The sequence below is a fragment of the Marinovum sp. E3 genome, from assembly GCF_055755275.1.
In genome coordinates, this window is the sequence record NZ_CM146908.1 from 3,466,197 (window position 1) to 3,486,212 (window position 20,016).

Here is a 20,016-nt window from a genome sequence, read left to right on the forward strand (position 1 = left end):
CGCCGTCAAACCGCCGCCCGCGACCGGGTGAGCGACAGGAAGACGTCTTCGAGATCGGCCTCCTGGGTCTTGACGTCGCGAATGCGGATACCCGCGGCCCGCACCGCGCCCAAAACGTCCTCGGCGCTGGTGTCCTGGCTGCGGTACTGCACGAAGATCGCATCGCCCTTGCGGCTGACATCCAGCCCCGGCGCCTCGGGCAGGGTCTCGACCGCGCCTTCGGGGTGAATGACCATCGCCTTGGCATCCAGCCGCCCCAGCAGGTTGGCGGTGGAATCCCGTGCCGCCACCTCGCCGTGGTTGACGATGGCGATCTCGTCGCACATTTCCTCGGCCTCTTCGAGGTAATGCGTCGTCAGTATGATCGTCATGCCTCGCTCGCGGTTGAGCTTGCGCACGTTGTCCCAAAGCATCTGCCGCAGCTCGATGTCGACCCCGGCGGTCGGTTCATCGAGCACGAGTATGCGTGGATGATGCACCAGCGCCTTGCCCAACAGCAGCCGCCGCCGCATCCCGCCCGACAGTGTGCGGGCATAGGCATTGGCCTTGTCCTCGAGCCCGACCATGGCAAGGATCTCGTCGCTCCGACGTTCCGATTTCGGCACGCCGTAGAGCCCGGCCTGCACCTCGAGCGCGGCGCGCGGGGCAAAGAACGGATCGAGATTCAGCTCCTGCGGCATCACGCCGATGGCGGCGCGCGACTGGCGCGGGTTCACATCCTGGTCGAAGCCCCAGATCTTGACCGAGCCCGCGGTCTTGATCACCAGCCCGGCGAGGATGTTGATCAGCGTCGACTTGCCCGCGCCATTGGGGCCGAGCAGGCCAAAGACCGAGCCCTCGGGGATATCGAGATCGATCCCTTTCAGCGCCTCCTTGGCAGGGGCATTCTTTTGCGCGGCATAGGTCTTTTTCAAGCCGCGAATCTCGATGGCTGACTGGGTCATGCAGAGTTCCGTTTGATCGTGACGCCCTTGGGATACCGTGCCTGAGGCCCGGCTTAAACCGGCAATCAGGCCGGCGTCTCCGCTTTGTCGCCGGCGTCGCCCCGCCGCGACAGCGCGGTTTCGATCCGCGCCGCACGGGGATTTTTGCCATCGGCATTGGCCGGCCAGCCTTCGCGCTGCGCGTTGCGGTCGCCGTCGGTCTCTTCGGTCTGGTCGTGAAACAGCACCATCCGCGTCGGATAGGGCATGTCGACCCCCTTGGCATCGAGCGCGTTGTAGACCTCCTTGATCACCCGCGCAAAGACTTGCACCACGTCGGCGCGCGGCGATTTCGTCCACCAGCGCAGCCGGACCGTGTTGCCGTCGGCATCCATCGACCAGGGCAGCGCCTCGGGGGCCGGATCGCCCAGCACGCCGTCGACCTGAGTGCAGGTCTCGACCATGATCTTGCAGGCGCGGTCGAAATCGTCGGAACAGCCGATCTGGATGTCATATTGCGAGCGCCGGGTGTCATAGGCGGTATTGACGGTGACGGCATCGGTATAGATGTCGGCATTGGGGATGACGACCCGGCGGCCGTCATAGGTCTTGATCAGCGTCGCCCGGGTCTCGATCCGTTCGACCGTGCCTTCGAAACCGCCCGAGACGATCTGATCGCCGACTTCGAAGGGCTGGCGCAGCAGGATCAGGATGCCGGCCAGCATGTTTTGCAGGATGTCCTTGAAGGCAAAACCGATGGCCACCGAAGAGATGCCGAGGCCGGCAAAGAGATCGCCCGGCGTCACCGAGGGCGCAATGATGGTGATCGCCAGCATGACGCCGACAATGATGATCGCCCAGCGCACCAGCGCGCCGCCGACGTCGCCCAGGCTCGGGCGGTCGTGCTTGTGGCCCGCGCGCGCCAGAAGGCGGCCGATCCAGCCGGCGGCAAACCAGAACAACAAGAGCACGACAAGGCCGACCGCGAGGTTCGGCAGCAGGCGAAAGAAGCCGTCGAGCCAGGTATCGATCTTTTCAAAGATGTTGCCGACGTCCGCGTCAACCTGTTCGATCCCGGTTTCGTCCTGCTCCATCCTGTCCCGCCTTTCGTGCTGCACGTGGCAAAGGACATGGCGCGGCCGCCTGCGAGGTCAAGCGGGCCGGGCCGAAGCTCTTGCCGAAGCGCCATGGATCGCTATCATGCAGCCCGATTGCGCGGCCCGCCGCGCCGACCGGAAACAAGCGAGACTGACATGACCATCGCCCCGCCCGAAACCAAGATCGTTGCCGCCAACCGGGTTGCCTGCGACGGCGGCGAATCCGCGCTGGGCCATCCCCGCGTCTGGCTGATGATCCCGGCCAAGACCGGCTGGGTCGAATGCCCCTATTGCGACACCAAATACGTGCACCGCGATTTCGCCGAGGCGGCGGAAAAATGACGCTGCGTCGCGTCTCGGCGGGGCTTCTGGCACTGGCGGTGGTGGCAACGCTCGCCACCCGCATCGCGCTCAACATGGAAGCCAATGGCACCACGCTGCCCGAGGCGCTCTGGGGGATCTATCGCTATTTCACCATCTGGACCAATACCGCCGTGGCCCTGGCCGCCGGGCTGATCGCCCTGCGCGGTCGGCTTGACGGGCGGATCAGCGGCGGGCTGGTGATGGCGATTGCCGCCGTCGGCCTCGTCTATCACGCGCTGCTGGCCCATCTCAGCGATTATGCCGGGCTCGAGCTGCTGCTCGACGAGATGCTGCATACCGTGGTGCCGATCTGGTTCGTACTGCACTGGCTGGCCTTCGAACCGAAAGAACGCGCCCGCCCGGCCGCTCTGCCCGCCTGGCTGGCCTTTCCGGCGGTCTATTGCTTCTATGCGCTGGGCCGCGCCGCGTTCGACGGGGTCTATCCCTATTTCTTCCTCGACATCCCCGAACAGGGGCTGGTGCAGGTGCTGATCAACATCGCCGGGCTGATTGCCGCCTTCGCGGTGCTCGGCGGCATCATCCTGCTAGTGGCGCGCATGCTCTCGGTCCGGCAGCTGGCGCAGCACGGCTGAGGCCGGAAACCGCGGAACCGAAAAAGAGACGCAGAGGGCGGCTGGCCTTGCCCGGCCGGGCGTGGCATGAAACGGGCCGACGCCAGTGGAGGGATGCGCAATGTCGCAACAATTCGGCAAGGGATGCCATCTGCATCTGATCGACGGATCGGCCTATATCTTTCGTGCCTATCACGCGCTGCCGCCGCTGACGCGCAAGTCCGACGGGCTGCCGATCGGCGCGGTCTCAGGGTTCTGCAACATGTTGCAGAAGTTCGTCGAGGACAACGCCGGCCCCAATGCGCCGACCCATGTGGCGGTGATCTTCGACAAGGGCAGCCATACCTTCCGCAACGACCTCTACGATCTCTACAAGGCCAATCGCGAGGCGATGCCCGAGGATCTGCGGCCGCAAATCCCGCTGACCCGCCGCGCCACCGAGGCGTTCAACATCGCCTGCAAGGAGCTGGAAGGCTTCGAGGCCGATGACATCATCGCCACCCTCGCCTGCCAGGCGCGCGCGGCCGGGGGGCGGGTGACCATATTGTCATCTGACAAGGATCTGATGCAGCTCGTGGGCGACGGCGTCGACATGCTCGACCCGATGAAGAACAAGCGCATCGACCGCGAGGGCGTGATGGAGAAATTCGGCGTCGGGCCGGAGCGGGTGGTGGATGTACAGGCCCTGGCCGGCGACAGCGTCGACAACGTGCCCGGCGCGCCCGGCATCGGCATCAAGACCGCCGCGCTCTTGATCAACGAATACGGCTCGCTCGAGGATCTGCTCGACCGCGCCGCCGAGATCAAGCAGCCCAAGCGCCGCCAGACCCTGATCGAGAAACGCGAACAGATCGAGATTTCCAAGAAGCTGGTGCAGCTTGATTGCGACATGGTCCTGCCCTTCACGCTGGACGATCTGGAAGTGCGCGACCCGCATGCCGAGACGCTGCTGGCCTTTCTGTCCGAGATGGAATTCCGCACCCTGACCAAGCGCATTTCCGACAAGCTGGGCGTCGAGGCGCCGGCGATCCCGGAGCCGGTGCAAGAGGCGCCGGAGGCGCAGGCCGAGCAGGTGCCTATCGCCCCGGAGACCTATGAATGCGTGCGCGACGCCGCGGCGCTTCAGCTCTGGATCGACCGGATCAACGACCGGGGCTATGTGGCGGTGGACACCGAGACCACCGGGCTCAACGAGATGCGCGCCGATCTGGTGGGCCTCTCGCTCTGTGTCACGCCGGGACAGGCCTGCTACATCCCGCTGGCCCATCGCGCCGCCGGCACCGACGATCTCTTCGGCTCGGACGATCTGGCCGAGGGGCAGATGGACCTCGAGGAATGCCTGGCGCTGCTGAAGCCGGTGTTCGAGGATCCGGCGGTGCTCAAGATCGGCCAGAACATGAAGTATGACGCCAAGATTCTGGCCCGCAACGGCATCAACGTGGCGCCGATCGACGACACCATGCTGATGTCTTATGCGATGAACGCCGGGCTGCACAATCATGGCATGGACGCGCTCTCGGAACGCTACCTGTCGCACAGCCCGATCCCGATCAAGGAGCTGCTGGGCACCGGCAAGGCCCAGATCACCTTTGACAGGGTCGCGATCGACAAGGCCGTCGGCTATGCGGCCGAGGATGCCGACATCACGCTGCGGCTCTGGCAGGCCTTCAAGCCGCAACTGCACCGCAAGAGCGTGACCCGGGTTTATGAACGGATGGAACGGCCGCTGGTGCCGGTGCTGGCGGAGATGGAGATGCATGGCATCAAGGTCGACCGCGACACGCTCTCGCGCATGTCGAACGCCTTTTCCCAGAAGATGGCGGCGCTGGAGGACGAGATCCACGAGCTGGCGGGGCGCAAGTTCAACGTCGGCTCGCCCAAGCAGCTGGGCGAGATCCTGTTCGACGAGATGGGCATCGAAGGCGGCAAGAAGGGCAAGACCGGCGCCTATGGCACCGGCGCCGATATCCTCGAGGATCTGGCGACGCTGCACGACCTGCCGGCGCGGGTGCTGGACTGGCGGCAGTTGTCGAAGCTGAAATCCACCTATACCGACGCGCTGCAAGAGCATATCCATCCCGACACCGGGCGGGTGCACACCTGTTATTCGATTGCCGGGGCCAACACCGGGCGTCTCGCCTCGACCGACCCCAACCTGCAAAACATCCCGATCCGCACCGAGGAAGGCCGCCGCATCCGCGAGGCTTTCGTGGCCGAGCCGGGCAATGTGCTGGTCTCGCTCGACTACAGCCAGATCGAACTGCGCATCCTGGCGCATATCGCCGGCATCGACGCGTTGAAAGAGGCCTTCCGCGAGGGTCAGGACATCCACGCCGCCACCGCCTCGGAAATGTTCGGCGTGCCGCTGGACGAGATGACACCCGAGGTGCGGCGACAGGCCAAGGCGATCAACTTTGGCGTCATCTACGGCATTTCCGGCTTCGGCCTAGCGCGCAACCTGCGGATCCCGCGCGCCGATGCCCAGGGCTTCATCGACCGCTATTTCGAGCGCTTCCCGGGGATCAAGGAATACATGGATCAGACCGTGGCCTTCGCCAAGGAACACAAGCGCGTCGAAACGCTCTTTGGGCGGCAGATTCACACACCCGAGATCGGCGCCAAGGGGCCGCACGCCGGATTCGCCAAACGCGCGGCGATCAACGCGCCGATCCAGGGCACGGCGGCGGATATCATCCGCCGGGCGATGATCCGCATGCCCGAGGCGATTGCGGGGCTGCCGGCCCGGATGTTGTTGCAGGTGCACGACGAACTCTTGTTCGAGGTGGATGCGGCGGCGGCCGAAGAGCTGATTTCGGTGGCGCGCGCGGTGATGGAAGGCGCGGCAGACCCGGTGGTGAAGCTCGACGTGCCGCTGGTGGCGGATGCCGGGCAAGGGGCCAACTGGGCGGAGGCGCATTGATCGGGGCGACTTTGGCGGGCGCGCCCCGGACCTGATCCGGGGCCTCCCGCGCCAAGAGGTCCCGGATCACGTCCGGGACGGGGTCAGGGAAGCTCGGCAGACGGAATCACTGGGAAGAAAGTGCCAGAAGACCACAGCCCGAACCAGCGCTCGCCCTCGACCTCGTGATGCGCGCCGATCTCGACCAGCCGGTAGAAACTCTTCCGGTCGATCAGCGCCTCCAGCTCGGCCCGCACCAACACATAAGGCGAAGGCTCGCCGGTCTCGGCATCGCGCTCCACCCGGATCGGCGCCTCCGGCCCCGCCACCGTGAAATCGCCGACATTGGTCTCGAAGGTCAGCACCTGGTCGCGGCCCTCTCCGGCAACCTCGAAATCCACCGCCACAAACGGCGCATCGTCGACGGTGATTCCGACCTTTTCGACCGGCGTCACCAGCACGTAGCGCGCGCCGTCCTTGCGCAGGATGGTGGAAAACAGCCGCACCAGCTCTTTTCTGCCGATCGGCGTCCCGAGATAGAACCAGGTGCCATCCCGCGCGATCCGCATGTCGAGATCGCCGCAATCCGGCGGATTCCACAGATGCACCGGCGGCAGGCCCTTGCCCTGCGACGCCGCCTTGGCCGAAGCGGCGATCCCCTCGGCCGAGGGCTGCACGCGATTTTGTGACGTCATTGCTTTTGCCATTTCCCGTTTCAACGATACACTCACAGCCAAGGACAAAGTGTGCAAGGAGCCTTTTTCATGAATGACGTCCCCGATCTCGTCGCCGAAATCGAGGCGCTGGAAGACAAGCTCGCCCTTGCACGCGCCTCGATCACCAAGCGGTTCATCGGCCAGGAGCGGGTGGTCGACCTGACGCTTTCGGCGCTGCTCTGTGGCGGCCATGCGCTGCTGATCGGCCTGCCCGGCCTGGGCAAGACCCGGCTGGTCGAAACCCTGTCGACCGTCATGGGCCTCGATGGCAACCGCATTCAGTTCACCCCCGACCTGATGCCTGCCGACATCCTCGGCTCCGAGGTTCTGGAAACCTCGTCGGACGGCAGCCGGGCCTTCAAGTTCATCGAGGGCCCGGTGTTCTGCCAGCTCCTGATGGCCGACGAGATCAACCGCGCCAGCCCGCGCACGCAGTCGGCGCTGTTGCAGGCGATGCAGGAGAAACAGGTGACGGTGGCGGGCGAAAACCGCACCTTGGCGGCGCCGTTCCACGTGCTGGCCACGCAGAACCCGATCGAGCAGGAAGGCACCTATCCGCTGCCCGAGGCGCAGCTCGACCGCTTTCTGGTGCAGATCGACGTGCTTTACCCCGACCGCGACACCGAGCGCGACATTCTGCTGGCCACCACCGGCGCCACCGAGGAAGCGGCGCATGAGGTCTTTACCGCCGAAGAGCTGATCGCGGCGCAGGCCCTGCTGCGGCGCATGCCGGTGGGCGAAAGCGTGGTCGAGATGATCCTCGATCTGGTGCGGGCCTTCCGGCCGGACGAGCCGGAAGCCTCTGACAAGGTGCGCGAAAACGTCGCCTGGGGCCCCGGCCCGCGGGCCGCGCAGGCGTTGATGCTGACGGTGCGCGCCAGGGCGCTGATCGATGGCCGGCTGGCGCCCTCGGTCGAGGATGTGCTCGACATGGCGCGGCCGGTGCTCACCCACCGCATGGCGCTCAATTTCGCAGCGCGGGCACGCGGCATGTCGCTGAGCGACCTGATCGACGAGACCGCAACAGGCTTGATGCGGGCCGAGGCGGCTGCGTGAGCCACAGCCCCGCCCATCTGCGCGCAAGATCCGAGGCCGAGGCGGCCACCCTGCCGCCGCTTCTGGCCAAGGCCGAGCATCTGGCCGGCACGGTGCTCCTGGGTGAACACGGCCGGCGGCGCGCCGGCATGGGCGACGATTTCTGGCAATACCGGCCGGCGCAACCCGGCGACCGACGGCGCAGTATCGACTGGCGCCGCTCGGCCCGGTCCGATGGCACCTATGTGCGCGAACGCGAATGGCAGATCGCCCAGAGCGTCATGCTCTGGGTCGATCAGGCGGCCTCGATGCGGTTTGCCTCTGACACGGCCTTGCCGGAAAAGGGCGACCGGGCACGGCTCATTGCCATGGCCACCGCCGTGCTGCTGATCCGCGGCGGCGAACGGGTCGGTCTGACCGGTGGCGTGCTGCCGCCGCGACGCGGCGAGCCCCAGCTGTTGCGGCTGGCGCAGGCGTTTTCCACCGACCAGCCCGAGGATTACGCCGAACCGGAAGCCCGGCTGATGCTGCCGCACGCCCGGGCGATCTTCATCTCGGATTTCCTTGCCGACAGCGCCCCGGTCGAGGCGGCGCTGACCAAGGCGGCCGACCGCGGGGTGCGCGGCGTGATCCTGCAAGTGCTCGACCCCAGCGAAGAGGCCTTTCCCTTCCGGGGCCGCACCATATTCGAAAGCGTCGGCAAGACGGTGCAGCATGAGACGTTGAAGGCGGGCGAACTGCGCGCCCGGTATTTGCAGCGGCTGGCGGACCGCAAGGATTGGCTGACGCAGGTGTCGCGGGCGACCGGCTGGCAATATGCGGTGCACCACACCGACCGCTCGGCGCATGAGGCGCTGCTCTGGCTCTATCGGGCGATGGAAGGCGTGCGATGACTTTGTTTGGTATAGGGTTCCTGTCCCCCTGGTTGCTTTTGGGGCTTCTGGCGCTGCCGATCCTCTGGATCATCCTGCGCGCGGTGCCGCCGGCACCGATCCGGCGGATGTTTCCGGCGGTGGTCCTGCTTCTGGGCCTGAAAGACGACGATCAGGTCACCGACCGCACCCCCTGGTGGCTGCTTCTGCTGCGCATCCTGGCGGTGGCGGCGGTGATCCTCGGCCTTGCCGGGCCGATCCTCAACCCGCGCGAGGCCGGCGAACGCGGCTCCGGGCCGCTGCTCATCGCAATGGATGCAAGCTGGGCCAGCGCCGGCGACTGGGCGGCGCAGCAGGAGGCTCTGGAGGCGCTGCTGCTCGAGGCGCAGCGCGACGGGCGGACGGTGGCGATGCTCCGGGTCAGCGACCCCGAGCCGTTGCAGTTCCAGGCCGCCGAGACCTGGCGGTCGCGCCTGCCGGGGCTGGCGCCGGAGCCCTGGCTGCCCGGTCAAGACCTCTATGCCGAGGCGGAAGCGGCCTTGGATGACGGCGCCTTTGACACGCTCTGGCTGTCTGACGGGCTGGCGCATGACGGACGCGCCGATTTCCTCGCGGCGCTGGAATCGCGTGGCGCGGTGCGGGTGGTGCAATCGGCCCGGCCGCTGGTGGTGATGGCGCCGCCGGGCTTTGCCGACGGGGCGATCGAGCTGACGCTGTGGCGGGTCGAGACCGCCGGCAGCTATGCCGCGCATATTGCCGCCCATGGCCGCGATCCCTCGGGCAATGCCGCCGTGCTGGCCCGCGCCGGGGCGGAATTTGCCGATGGCGCCGCCGAGGCGCAGGTCTCGCTGTCGCTGCCCGCCGAGCTGCGTGGAAGGATCACCCACTTCGAGGTCGAGGGCCAGCGTTCGGCCGGCGCGGTGGCGCTGTCCGACGATTCCCTCAGGCGGCGCGAGGTGGCGCTGATCGCCGGCCGGGACGACCGCGAGGGGCTCGAGCTGCTCTCGCCGCTGCATTATCTCGAAAAGGCGCTGGAACCCAATGCCGACCTGTTGCAGGGCGCGCTGGGTGACATCCTGCCGGCCAACCCCGATGTGGTGGTACTGGCAGATGTGGCGACCCTCGCCCCGGCCGAGGAAGAGGCGCTGCTCGCCTGGGTGGAAAAGGGCGGGCTGCTGCTGCGCTTTGCCGGGCCCCGGCTTGCCGCCTCCGACGTGAGCCGCGCCGAGGAAGATGCGCTGATGCCGGTGCGCCTGCGCGCAGGCGGCCGCACCGTCGGCGGCGCCATGTCCTGGGGCGAGCCCAAAGCGCTGGCGCCCTTTGCCGAGGACAGCCCCTTTGCCGGGCTGCCGGTGCCGGAGGACGTGCGGGTCAGCGCTCAGGTCATGGCGCAGCCCGATCCGGTGCTGGCCGACCGGGTGATCGCGCAACTGGCCGACGGCACGCCGCTGGTGACCCGCAAGCGGATCGATCAGGGGCAGGTGGTGCTGGTGCATGTCACTGCCAATGCCGAATGGTCGACGCTGCCGCTGTCGGGGCTCTTCGTGCAGATGCTCGACCGGCTGGCGGTCTCCTCCTCGGCCACGACCCCCGATGCCGAAAGCCTCGAAGGCACCACCTGGGAGCCGTTGCAGGTGATGGATGCCTTCGGCGCGCTGGAAGATGCCGGCACCCGGCCCGGTGTCGACGGGCCGGAGCTGGTGGCCGCCCGGCTTGGTCCCGATCTCTTGCCCGGTCTCTATCAGAGCGAGGACCGCCGGCTGGCGCGCAACGTGATCACCGCCGAAACCGAGCTTGCCGCCGCCAGTTGGCCGGCGCGCATCCCGGTCGAAGGGCTGAGCCGGCCGCGGGAAACCCCGCTGGCGGGACTGTTGCTGAGCCTCGCCCTGGCGCTGCTGGCGGTGGATGTGGTGGCCTCGCTGGCGCTGGCCGGACGGCTCACCGGCGGGATGAGAACCGCCGCCGTGGTGCTTCTGGCGTTGGGCGCAAGCCCGCCCCCGGCCGCCGCCCAGAGCACCGACGATTTCGCCCTGGCGGTCACCTCGGAGGTGGTGCTGGGCCATGTGCTGACCGGCGATCCGCAGCTCGACCAGATGGCCTATGAGGGGCTGACGGGGTTGAGCGAAACGCTGTTCTTCCGCACCTCGGTCGAACCGGCAGAGCCGATCGGCGTCGATCTCGAGACCGACGAACTGGCGTTCTTTCCCTTTCTCTACTGGCCGGTGGCAGCGGATCAGCCGATCCCCTCGGATGAGGCCTATGCCAAGCTGAACGAATACCTGCGCTCCGGCGGGATGATCCTGTTTGACACCCGCGATGCCGATATCGCCGGCTTTGGCGCCGCCTCGCCCAACGGCCAGCGGCTGCAACGGCTGGCACAGCCGCTCGACATTCCGCCGCTGGAGCCGGTGCCGGAAGATCACGTGCTGACCCGCACCTTCTATCTTTTGCAGGATTTCCCCGGCCGTCATGTCGGCCGCGACGTCTGGGTCGAGGCCGCGCCGCCGGATGCCGAACGGATCGAGGGCATGCCGTTCCGCAATCTCAATGACGGGGTGACGCCGGTGGTGATCGGCGGCAACGACTGGGCGGCGGCCTGGGCGATGGACGAGAGCGGCAACCCGATCTATCCGGTCGGCCGGGGCTATTCCGGCGAACGCCAGCGCGAGCTGGCCTATCGCTTCGGCGTCAACCTGATCATGCATGTGCTGACCGGCAACTACAAATCCGACCAGGTGCATGTGCCTGCTCTGCTCGACAGGTTGGGCCAATGACCGGAACGCTCATCTTCGACCCGATGCTGCCCTGGCCGGTGCTGGCGGGCGTCGGCCTGCTGGTGCTCTTTGCCGCCGGGCTGGCGCTCTGGCGCGGACTTTCCGGCTGGGGCCCCAGGCTTCTCGGCGGCCTGGTGGTGCTCGCCGCGCTGGCGCAGCCGGCCTATCAGGAGGAAGACCGCGCGCCACTGACCGATATCGTCATGCTGGTCGAGGATCAGAGCGCCTCGCAGCAGCTCGACGACCGCGCCGAGGTGACGGCGCAGGCCGCCGAAACGCTTGAGGCGCAGCTTTCGGCCCGCGACAATACCGAGGTGCGGCGGGTGCGCGTCGGCGATGGCGAGGGCGATCTCGGCACCCAGATGATGACCACGCTCAATTCGGCCCTGGCCGAAGAGCCGCGCGGGCGGATCGCCGGGGTGATCGCGCTCTCTGACGGCCGGGTGCATGACATGGCCCGCGCGACGCAGCTTCCGGCGCCGATGCACCTGCTGATGACCGGCCATGACGACGATTGGGACCGGCGGCTGATCGTGTCGAACGCCCCGGCCTTTGCCATCCTCGGCGAGCCGGTCACCCTGACTCTGCGGGTCGAGGACAGCGGCGCCGCGCCCGAGGCGGCCCGGACGCCGCTGCATGTCTCGGTCGATGGCGGCGAACCGATGGAATTCGACGTGCCGCTGGGCGAGGATATCGAGATCCCGGTCACCCTGCCGCATGGCGGGCGCAACGTGCTGCAATTCACCGTGCCGGAGGCCGAGGGCGAGCTGACCGGGCGCAACAATACCGCGCTGATCCAGATCAACGGCGTGCGCGACCGGCTGCGGGTGCTGCTGGTCTCGGGCGAGCCGCATCCCGGCGGCCGGACCTGGCGCAACCTTCTGAAATCCGACAGTTCGGTCGACCTGGTGCATTTCACCATCCTGCGCCCGCCGGAAAAGCAGGATGGCGTGCCGGTGCGCGAGCTGTCGCTGATCGCCTTTCCCACCCGCGAGCTGTTTCTGGAGAAGATCGACGACTTCGACCTGATCATCTTTGACCGCTACAAGCGGCGCGGCATCCTGCCGGCGATCTACCTCGACAACGTGGCGCGTTATGTCGAAGAGGGCGGCGCGGTGCTGATCGCCTCGGGCCCGGATTTCGCCAGCGCCGATTCGCTTTATCGTTCGCCGCTGTCGGAGGTGGTGCCGGCCGCACCCACGGCACGGGTGATCGAACAGGGCTATGCGCCCAGCGTCACCGAACAGGGCGCGCGCCACCCGGTCACCGTGGGGCTGGGCGATCCCGAGACCTGGGGCCGCTGGCTGCGCCAGATCGAAGTCGAGCCGGAACGCGGCGATATCCTGATGTCCGGCGTCGAGGACCGGCCGCTGCTGGTGCTGGACCGGGTCGGCGAGGGCCGCGTGGCGCTTCTGGCCTCGGACCATGCCTGGCTCTGGAGCCGCGGTTTCGAGGGCGGCGGGCCGCAGCTCGAATTGCTGCGGCGGCTGGCGCATTGGATGATGAAGGAGCCCGAACTCGAGGAAGAGACGCTTTATGCCGAGGCCAGCGGCCAGACCATGCGGATCATCCGCCGCACGCTGGACGAAGCGGCCGGGCCGGTGACGGTGACCGGGCCGGACGGCGCCGAGGTGGTGCTCGAGCTGGAGGAGGTCAGCCCGGGCCGCTTCGAAGCGGTCTACGAAGGCCCGGAGATCGGGCTCTACCGGCTGCGCGACGGCGATCTCGAGAGCGTGATCGGCCTGGGGCCGGCGGCACCGAAGGAATTCGAGCAGACGATCGCCACCGGCGCGGTGCTGGCGCCGCAAATCGACAGCCTGCGCGGCGGGGTGATGCCGCTCGACGACGGTCTGCCGCGGATTCGCAACGTGCGCGAAGGCCGGCCGGCGGCGGGGCGTGGCTGGATCGGGCTGACCCCGCGCGGCGCCTTCGAGACCCGCGACGTGACCCAGGTTGCCCTGCTGCCGCCCTGGCTGGTGCTGCTGCTGGCCTCGGGGCTGATCGTCGGCGCCTGGCTGCGCGAGGGGCGCCGCTAGGACCGGGGGGGGCGCTGCCCCCGTCCCTGCGGGACTCCCCCGAGGGTATTTTCGGCAAGAGGAAGATATCAGTAGGTGCCGCGGCCCGCCGGCGAGAGCTTGACCTTGATCGGGCGGGACGACCAGCCATCCTCGGTGCAATGCACCCGGATCATCACCATGCGGATGCCATCGGGGATCATCACGCCGCGCAGCGAGCGGGTGAAGGGCTGTTCGTTGACATGCGGATGGGTCAGCCTGCGGAAGCCCAGCCGGTTGCCGTGGCGGTCGAGCACCTCCCAGCCATCGGCATAGTGATCCCAGCCGGTGTCGGCATGGCGCAGGGTGACCTCGAAGAGCCAGCCCATGTCGGGCTTGCTGACCTGGACCTTGACAATCTCGGGTTCGGCGGCCCGGGCGGTGAGTGGCAGCATGAGAAGCAGGGCGGCAATGGCGGCGCGGATCATCGGATCTCCGGTGTTTGCGCGGTCTGACCTTCGTCGGCAAGCAGCGCCTCGCGCGATTGCGAGGCAAATTCCCGGCGGTAGACCACGGCCAGCGTGAAGAGCACCGCCAGTATGAGAGGAACCGCGCCCAATAGCCATGCCGTCGCGGCCATGGCGAAGTAAATTGATCGTAATCCCTTGTTATAACTTCGTGCGGCGGTGATGTTGAGCGCCGCCGCCTTGCGCGCCCGGGGGTAGGCCGCCGGATCGGCCGGATCATTGGGCACCGCCGCCATGATCACCGCGCAGTAGCCGAACAGCCGGTGCGACCAGACGAATTTCAGGAAGCCGTTGACCGCCAGCAGGATCACCACCAGGAGCTTGAGTTCCCAGACGATGATCGGCGCGGTGTCGAGGGTGAGATCCTGGGCCACGCCGGCCAGGCGTTCGGCATTGCCGATCAGCGCCAGCATGCCGCCAATGGCGATCATGCAGGCCGAGGCAAAAAACGCCGTGCCCTGCCGCAGGATGCCGAGGATCTGGCTGTCGAAGATGCGCGGATCGCGGGTGACCATCTGCTCCATCCAGACGCGGCGGTATTCGGCGGTGAGATGCGAGACCGAGCCGCGCTTGCCGGGGTTTTCGATCACGAAACCGATGCCGATCCAGGCAACGAAGAGCAGCGTCAGCGCGGCGTAGTCCCAGGCGGTGAAGAAAAAGAGGCGGTCGGTCCAGGTCATCGCAGCACCGTAGCCGCGGCCGCGCGCAAGCGAAAGAGGGGCTGCGCGACAAGCGGGTTGCACTTTGGGTTAATTGGTTATATTTTCTTACCAATATCAGGAGAGCACCATGGATATGCCCCCTCCCCGGCCAGAGCGGCTGGCGCTGAAAACCGAGCTTGTGGCGCGGCTGACCGAGGCCTTGGGGCCAACGGGCGTGATTCATCAGCTGGCGGAACTGCGGGCCTATGAATGCGATGCGCTTTCGGCCTATCGCTGCCCGCCGATGGCGGCGGTGCTGCCGCGGGACACCGCCGAAGTGGCCGCCGTGCTGCGCATCTGCCACCGGATGTCGGTGCCGGTGGTGCCGCGCGGCGCCGGCACCTCGCTGGCCGGGGGCGCGCTGCCGACGGCGGATTGCGTCATCCTGGGCGTGGCGCGGATGAATGCGGTGCTGGAGACCGATTTTGCCAACCGGGTGATCCGGGTGCAGACCGGGCGCACCAACCTGAGCGTGACCGGCGCGGTGGAGGAGGACGGGTTCTTTTACGCCCCCGATCCCTCGAGCCAGCTCGCCTGCGCCATTGCCGGCAATATCGCGATGAATTCCGGCGGGGCGCATTGCCTGAAATACGGGGTGACCACCAACAACCTGCTCGGCGTCACCATGGTGCTGATGGATGGCAGCGTGGTCGAGATCGGCGGCGCGCATATGGACGCCGGCGGGCTCGACCTTCTGGGGGTGATCTGCGGCAGCGAGGGGCAATTGGGCGTGGTGACCGAGGCCAGCTTGCGCATCCTGCCCAAGCCCGAGGGCGCGCGCCCGGTGCTGATGGCCTTTGACAGCAATGCCGTGGCCGGGGCCTGTGTCTCGGATATCATCAAGGCCGGGATCCTGCCGGTGGCGATCGAATTCATGGACCGGCCCTGCATCCGCGCCTGCGAGGATTTCGCCCAGGCCGGCTATCCCGATTGCGAGGCGCTGCTGATCGTCGAGGTCGAGGGCTCGGAGGCCGAGATCGACGACCAGCTGACCCGGATCAAGGCGATTGCCCGGCGCCATGACCCGCTGGAGCTGCGCGAGGCGCGCGATGCCGATGAGGCCGGGCGCATCTGGCTCGGGCGCAAGAGCGCCTTTGGCGCCATGGGGCAGATCAACGACTACATGTGTCTCGACGGTACGATCCCGGTGTCGGCGCTGCCGCAGGTGTTGCAGCGGATTGGCGAGATGAGCCGCGACTACGGGCTGGAGGTGGCCAATGTGTTTCACGCCGGCGATGGCAACATGCATCCGCTGATCCTCTATGACGCCAACAAGCCCGGCGATCTCGAGCTTTGCGAGCGCTTCGGGGCGGATATCCTGAAGCTCTGTGTCGAGGTCGGCGGCTGTCTGACCGGCGAGCACGGGGTCGGCATCGAGAAACGCGACCTGATGTGGCACCAGTACGAGGCGGCGGATCTTGAAGCGCAGATGGCGGTGAAGGATGTGTTTGATCCGGCCTGGCTGCTCAACCCGGCCAAGGTGTTTCCGCTTGATGCCTCCGAGGCGCGGCGCGGGCGGCCGGCGGCGGCGTGAATGCGGCCTCGGGCCTGCCCGAAGGCAATCTCAAACAGAAGAAGACGGATCATGCGACCTGACAGCGAGGCCGAACTGGCGGAGATGATTGCGGCGGCCGAAGCGCCGCTGCGGATAGGCGGCGGCGGGACGCGGGATGTGGGGCGCGCGATTGCGGGTGACATGCTGGAGACCGGCGGGCTGTCGGGCATCCGGCTTTACGAACCCGGCGCGCTGACCATGGTGGCCGGGGCCGGAACGCCGCTTGCCGAGATCGAGGCGGCGCTGGCGGCGGAAGGCCAGCGGCTGGCCTTTGAACCGGGCGACTGGCGCGGGCTTCTGGGCACCGAGGGCGAAAGCACCATCGGCGGCGTCGTGGCGGCCAATGTCAGCGGGCCGCGGCGGGTGACGGCGGGGGCCTGTCGGGATTTCATGCTGGGAGTGCGCTTTGTCGATGGCGCCGGGCGCATCGTCAAGAACGGCGGGCGGGTGATGAAGAATGTCACCGGTTACGACCTAGTGAAGCTGATGAGCGGGTCCTGGGGCACCTTGGGCGTGCTGAGCGAGGTCTCTTTCAAGGTACTGCCCGAGGCCGAGGCCAGGGGGGTGCTGCTGTGCGAAGGGCTGAGCGACGTGCAGGCGGTTTCGGCCCTGTCGCGCGCCCTTGGCGCACCTTGGGAGGTCAGCGGCGCGGCGCATTTGCAGCGCGGTCTCGACGGGGCGCCGGTGACGATGATCCGGGTCGAGGGGCTGGCGGATTCGGTCGCCTATCGCTGCGGAGAATTGCAGAAGCTGCTGGCCGATATCGGCGATTTCACCGTGGAGCGCGATCCCGAGCGGACCGCGGCCGGCTGGCGGTATATTCGCGACGTGGCGCCGTTTCACGGGCGCGCCGGCGAGGTCTGGCGGCTTTCGGTCACGCCGAGCCAGGCGCCGGAGATCGTCGCGCGGCTGGACGGGGCCGAGGCGGTATACGACTGGGGCGGCGGGCTGGTCTGGGTGCTGGTGCCCGACGGGACGCCGGTGCGCGCGGCCCTGACCGGCGGCCATGCGACGCTGTTCCGGGCCTCGGCGGCACGGCGGGCCGAGGCCGGGGTGTTCCAGCCGCAGCCCGCGCCGCTGGCCGCGCTCGAGGCCGGGCTGCGGGCGAAATTCGATCCGAAGGGCATCCTCAATCCGGGGCTGATGGGGTAACAGATGCAGACGACATTCACCGAAGAGCAGTTGCAGGATCCCGGCACCGCGCGCGCCAACGAGATCCTGCGCGCCTGCGTGCATTGCGGCTTTTGCACTGCCACCTGCCCCACCTACCAGGTGCTGGGTGACGAGTTGGACAGCCCGCGCGGCCGCATCTACCTGATCAAGGACATGCTGGAGAACGAGCGGGTGCCCGACCCGACGACGGTCAAGCACATCGACCGCTGCCTGTCCTGCCTGGCCTGCATGACGACCTGCCCGTCGGGCGTGCATTACATGCACCTGGTCGATCACGCGCGGGCCTATATCGAGGAACACTACGACCGGCCCTGGGGTGACCGGGCGCTGCGCTGGCTGCTGGCGCGGATCCTGCCTTATCCGGGGCGGTTCCGGCTGGCGTTGCTGGGCGCCAAAATCGGCCGGCCCTTTGCGCGCTTTCTGCCCGATCCGCGGCTGCGCGCCATGCTGGAGATGGCGCCGAAGCGCATTCCGCCGGTCAGCCGCAACGACGATCCGCAGAGCTTTGCGCCCGAGGTGCCGCGCAAGACGCGGGTGGCGCTGATGACCGGCTGTGCGCAGAAGGCGCTCAACACTGATATCAACGACGCCACCATCCGCCTGCTGACCCGGCTGGGCTGCGAAGTGGTGGTGGCCCGCGGCGCCGGCTGTTGCGGTGCGCTGACCCATCACATGGGCAAGACCGGCGAGAGCCATGCCGCGGCGGCAAAGAACATCCGCGCCTGGACGGCCGAGATCGACGGCGCGGGCCTGGATGCCATTGTCATCAACACCAGCGGCTGCGGCACCACGGTCAAGGATTACGGACATATGTTTCGCAACGATCCGCTGGCGGCAGAGGCGGCGCGGGTGTCGGAGATCGCGATGGATATCAGCGAGCTCTTGATGACGCTCGACCTGCCGGAAGGCGCCGACAAGGGGCTCTGCGTGGCCTATCACGCCGCCTGTTCGCTGCAACACGGGCAAAAGATCAAGACCCATCCCAAGACCCTGCTGAAACGCGCCGGTTTCACCGTCGCCGAACCGGCCGACAGCCATCTGTGCTGCGGCTCGGCCGGCACCTACAACCTGATGCAGCCGGAGATTTCCGGCCAGCTCAAGGCGCGCAAGGTCACGACACTCGAGGCGGTCAGCCCGGATGTGATCGCCGCCGGCAACATCGGCTGCATGATGCAGATCGGCAGCGGCACCGGCGTGCCGGTGGTGCATACGGTCGAGCTTCTGGATTGGGCCACCGGTGGGCCGACGCCGCCCGCGCTCGCGCCGGAATGATACACCGAAAATGCCGCATTTTCGCCCAAAGTGCTTGATAGCCCGGTGAAAAGACCATCGGGAGGCAGACCGTGCGCATCCTTTTCCTGCTTTTCGCCGCGCTGCTTTCGGCGACGGCGGCCTGGGCTGACATCCATCGCCTGCGACAGCTCAACACCGGCGACGAAAGCCGGGGATGGGAGGCCGTGGGCCGGATCGATTTTGACACCTCGGGGTTCTGCACCGGGGTGCTGGTGGCCCCCGACCTGGTGCTGACCGCCGGGCATTGCCTTTATGACAAGACCACCGGCCGCAAATTCACCGCGTCGGAAATCCGCTTCAGCGCCGGGCTGCGCAATGGTCGCGCCTCGGCCTATCGGGCGGTGAAACACGCGGTGCTGCACCCGCGCTATCGGTTCTCGCGCAACACCGATGCCGCCCAGGTCAGGAACGACGTGGCGTTACTGCAACTGGCCCGGCCGATCCGCACCACCGAGGTGGCGCCGTTCGACACCGCCGGCCGGCCCGGGCCGGGCGCGCGGATCAGCGTGGTGAGCTATGCCCATGACCGCGCCGAGGCGCCCTCGCTGCAAGAGGCCTGCGAAGTGGTCGACCGGCGGCGCGGCGTGCTGGTGATGTCCTGCGATGCCGATTTCGGGGCCTCGGGCGCGCCGGTATTTTCGCTGGCCAGCGGCGAGCCGCAGATCGTGTCGCTGATCTCGGCCAAGGCGGAATCGAACGGCACGCCGGTCTCGCTCGGCACCTCGCTGGCGGAGCCGCTGGCGGTGCTGATGGTCGAGCTCAAGGCCCAGTCGCTGTTCCGGCAGGCCTCTGACAGAACGCGGCCGGGCGGGGCCAAGTTCATCCGCCCCTGAGCCGATGCCGACTGCGATCACGCTTGCGTGATCTTTCGTTCGAGGCGGGGTTCCGACCCTCTTGAAACCGCGAAATCCATCCCCAAATCAGCCCTGTCCGGACGCCACAACGGGTCTGGACGCCTGACGCGCCTGTCCCCAAGGGAAGGCGCAACATAATGGTATCGCTCAATGGAGGATGACCCATGCGTAGCTTTGATTTTGCACCGCTTTACCGTGCAACCGTCGGTTTTGACCAAATGGCCGACCTGATGGATCGCGTTCTGGCCAATGATGTCCAGTCGCAGACCTATCCCCCCTACAACATCGAAAAGACCGCCGAAGATGCCTATCGCATCTCGATCGCCGTCGCAGGCTTTGCCGATCAGGACCTGAACGTCGAGGTGAAGGAAAAGGCGCTTGTAGTTTCGGCCCGCAAGGCCGAAGAGGACGAAGAGCGCAGCTATCTGCACCGCGGCATCGCCACCCGTGCCTTTGAACGCCGGTTCCATCTGGCCGATCACGTCAAGGTGGTGGGCGCCAGCCATGAAAACGGCATGCTGCACATCGACCTCGAGCGCGAGATCCCCGAGGCGCTGAAACCGCGCCGGATCGAGATTGCCAATGGCACCAAGGCGATCGAGAAAGACGTGGTTGACGCCAAGGCCGTCAACTAACGCACTTCGGCCCGTGTTTCGAGCCCCTCGGTT

Annotated in this window: 17 protein-coding genes; 12 read left to right on the top strand and 5 right to left on the bottom strand. The window is 67.2% G+C overall.

Annotation, left to right across the window (positions count from 1 at the left end):
- Positions 1–5: 5 nt before the first annotated feature.
- Together AC0J5K_RS16920 and AC0J5K_RS16925 are read right to left on the bottom strand one after the other, a co-directional pair.
- Positions 6–944, bottom strand: coding sequence for an ABC transporter ATP-binding protein (locus AC0J5K_RS16920; protein ID WP_048533513.1), 939 nt, complete (start codon positions 942–944; stop codon positions 6–8).
- 65 nt (positions 945–1,009) lie between these two features.
- Positions 1,010–2,017, bottom strand: coding sequence for a mechanosensitive ion channel family protein (locus AC0J5K_RS16925; protein ID WP_244526480.1), 1,008 nt, complete (start codon positions 2,015–2,017; stop codon positions 1,010–1,012).
- 159 nt (positions 2,018–2,176) lie between these two features.
- Here AC0J5K_RS16925 and AC0J5K_RS16930 point away from each other — a divergent pair, with 159 nt between their 5' ends.
- The 3 genes from AC0J5K_RS16930 to polA all read left to right on the top strand — a co-directional run bounded on the left by AC0J5K_RS16930 (position 2,177) and on the right by polA (position 5,875).
- Positions 2,177–2,362, top strand: a complete 186-nt coding sequence (locus AC0J5K_RS16930) for a zinc-finger domain-containing protein (protein ID WP_048533515.1) — start codon at positions 2,177–2,179, stop codon at positions 2,360–2,362.
- Positions 2,359–2,976 carry a Pr6Pr family membrane protein gene (locus tag AC0J5K_RS16935; RefSeq protein ID WP_048533516.1) on the top strand — a complete coding sequence of 206 codons (618 nt, stop codon included), beginning with the start codon at positions 2,359–2,361 and terminating at the stop codon, positions 2,974–2,976. Before AC0J5K_RS16930 ends, AC0J5K_RS16935 begins: the two co-directional genes overlap by 4 nt.
- 100 nt (positions 2,977–3,076) lie before the next feature.
- The gene (polA, locus tag AC0J5K_RS16940) at positions 3,077–5,875 is read left to right on the top strand and encodes a DNA polymerase I (protein WP_074836482.1); all 2,799 of its coding nucleotides are present in this window, start codon (positions 3,077–3,079) and stop codon (positions 5,873–5,875) included.
- Between the two features lie 83 nt (positions 5,876–5,958).
- Here polA and AC0J5K_RS16945 read toward each other — a convergent pair whose 3' ends face one another.
- Positions 5,959–6,549, bottom strand: coding sequence for a DUF1285 domain-containing protein (locus AC0J5K_RS16945; RefSeq protein ID WP_048533518.1), 591 nt, complete (start codon positions 6,547–6,549; stop codon positions 5,959–5,961).
- Positions 6,550–6,618: 69 nt separating this feature from the next.
- Here AC0J5K_RS16945 and AC0J5K_RS16950 point away from each other — a divergent pair, with 69 nt between their 5' ends.
- The 4 genes from AC0J5K_RS16950 to AC0J5K_RS16965 are packed head-to-tail and all read left to right on the top strand — an operon-like array spanning position 6,619 to position 13,287.
- Positions 6,619–7,626 carry an AAA family ATPase gene (locus tag AC0J5K_RS16950; protein ID WP_048533519.1) on the top strand — a complete coding sequence of 336 codons (1,008 nt, stop codon included), beginning with the start codon at positions 6,619–6,621 and terminating at the stop codon, positions 7,624–7,626.
- Positions 7,623–8,498 carry a DUF58 domain-containing protein gene (locus tag AC0J5K_RS16955; protein WP_048533520.1) on the top strand — a complete coding sequence of 292 codons (876 nt, stop codon included), beginning with the start codon at positions 7,623–7,625 and terminating at the stop codon, positions 8,496–8,498. The genes AC0J5K_RS16950 and AC0J5K_RS16955 overlap by 4 nt, the downstream gene beginning before the upstream one ends.
- Positions 8,495–11,251 (top strand): DUF4159 domain-containing protein, encoded by a 2,757-nt coding sequence (locus AC0J5K_RS16960; RefSeq protein WP_274561885.1) that lies wholly within the window; start codon positions 8,495–8,497, stop codon positions 11,249–11,251. Before AC0J5K_RS16955 ends, AC0J5K_RS16960 begins: the two co-directional genes overlap by 4 nt.
- Positions 11,248–13,287: a hypothetical protein gene (locus AC0J5K_RS16965; protein WP_274561887.1), complete on the top strand. Its 2,040-nt coding sequence runs from the start codon at positions 11,248–11,250 to the stop codon at positions 13,285–13,287. The genes AC0J5K_RS16960 and AC0J5K_RS16965 overlap by 4 nt, the downstream gene beginning before the upstream one ends.
- A gap of 68 nt (positions 13,288–13,355) precedes the next feature.
- Here AC0J5K_RS16965 and AC0J5K_RS16970 read toward each other — a convergent pair whose 3' ends face one another.
- Both AC0J5K_RS16970 and AC0J5K_RS16975 read right to left on the bottom strand, forming a co-directional pair.
- Entirely contained in the window at positions 13,356–13,733 is a 378-nt protein-coding gene (locus tag AC0J5K_RS16970) for a hypothetical protein (protein WP_048533523.1), read from the bottom strand.
- Complete coding sequence (locus AC0J5K_RS16975; protein WP_048533524.1) at positions 13,730–14,452, bottom strand: DUF599 domain-containing protein; 723 nt, start codon at positions 14,450–14,452, stop codon at positions 13,730–13,732. The genes AC0J5K_RS16970 and AC0J5K_RS16975 overlap by 4 nt, the downstream gene beginning before the upstream one ends.
- 109 nt (positions 14,453–14,561) lie before the next feature.
- On the opposite strand from AC0J5K_RS16975, the gene AC0J5K_RS16980 reads away from it, so the two are divergent.
- From AC0J5K_RS16980 to AC0J5K_RS17000, 5 genes are all read left to right on the top strand, one after another.
- The gene (locus AC0J5K_RS16980) at positions 14,562–16,007 is read left to right on the top strand and encodes an FAD-linked oxidase C-terminal domain-containing protein (RefSeq protein ID WP_074836485.1); all 1,446 of its coding nucleotides are present in this window, start codon (positions 14,562–14,564) and stop codon (positions 16,005–16,007) included.
- Positions 16,008–16,058: 51 nt separating this feature from the next.
- Positions 16,059–17,180 carry an FAD-binding protein gene (locus tag AC0J5K_RS16985; RefSeq protein WP_074836486.1) on the top strand — a complete coding sequence of 374 codons (1,122 nt, stop codon included), beginning with the start codon at positions 16,059–16,061 and terminating at the stop codon, positions 17,178–17,180.
- Positions 17,181–17,183: 3 nt separating this feature from the next.
- Positions 17,184–18,473, top strand: coding sequence for a glycolate oxidase subunit GlcF (gene glcF, locus AC0J5K_RS16990; protein ID WP_274561893.1), 1,290 nt, complete (start codon positions 17,184–17,186; stop codon positions 18,471–18,473).
- A gap of 71 nt (positions 18,474–18,544) precedes the next feature.
- A complete protein-coding gene (locus AC0J5K_RS16995) occupies positions 18,545–19,327 on the top strand; it encodes a trypsin-like serine peptidase (RefSeq protein ID WP_083416014.1) in 783 nt (260 codons plus the stop codon).
- Positions 19,328–19,512: 185 nt separating this feature from the next.
- A complete protein-coding gene (locus tag AC0J5K_RS17000; protein WP_048533529.1) occupies positions 19,513–19,983 on the top strand; it encodes an Hsp20 family protein in 471 nt (156 codons plus the stop codon).
- The last annotated feature ends 33 nt before the right edge of the window (positions 19,984–20,016 follow it).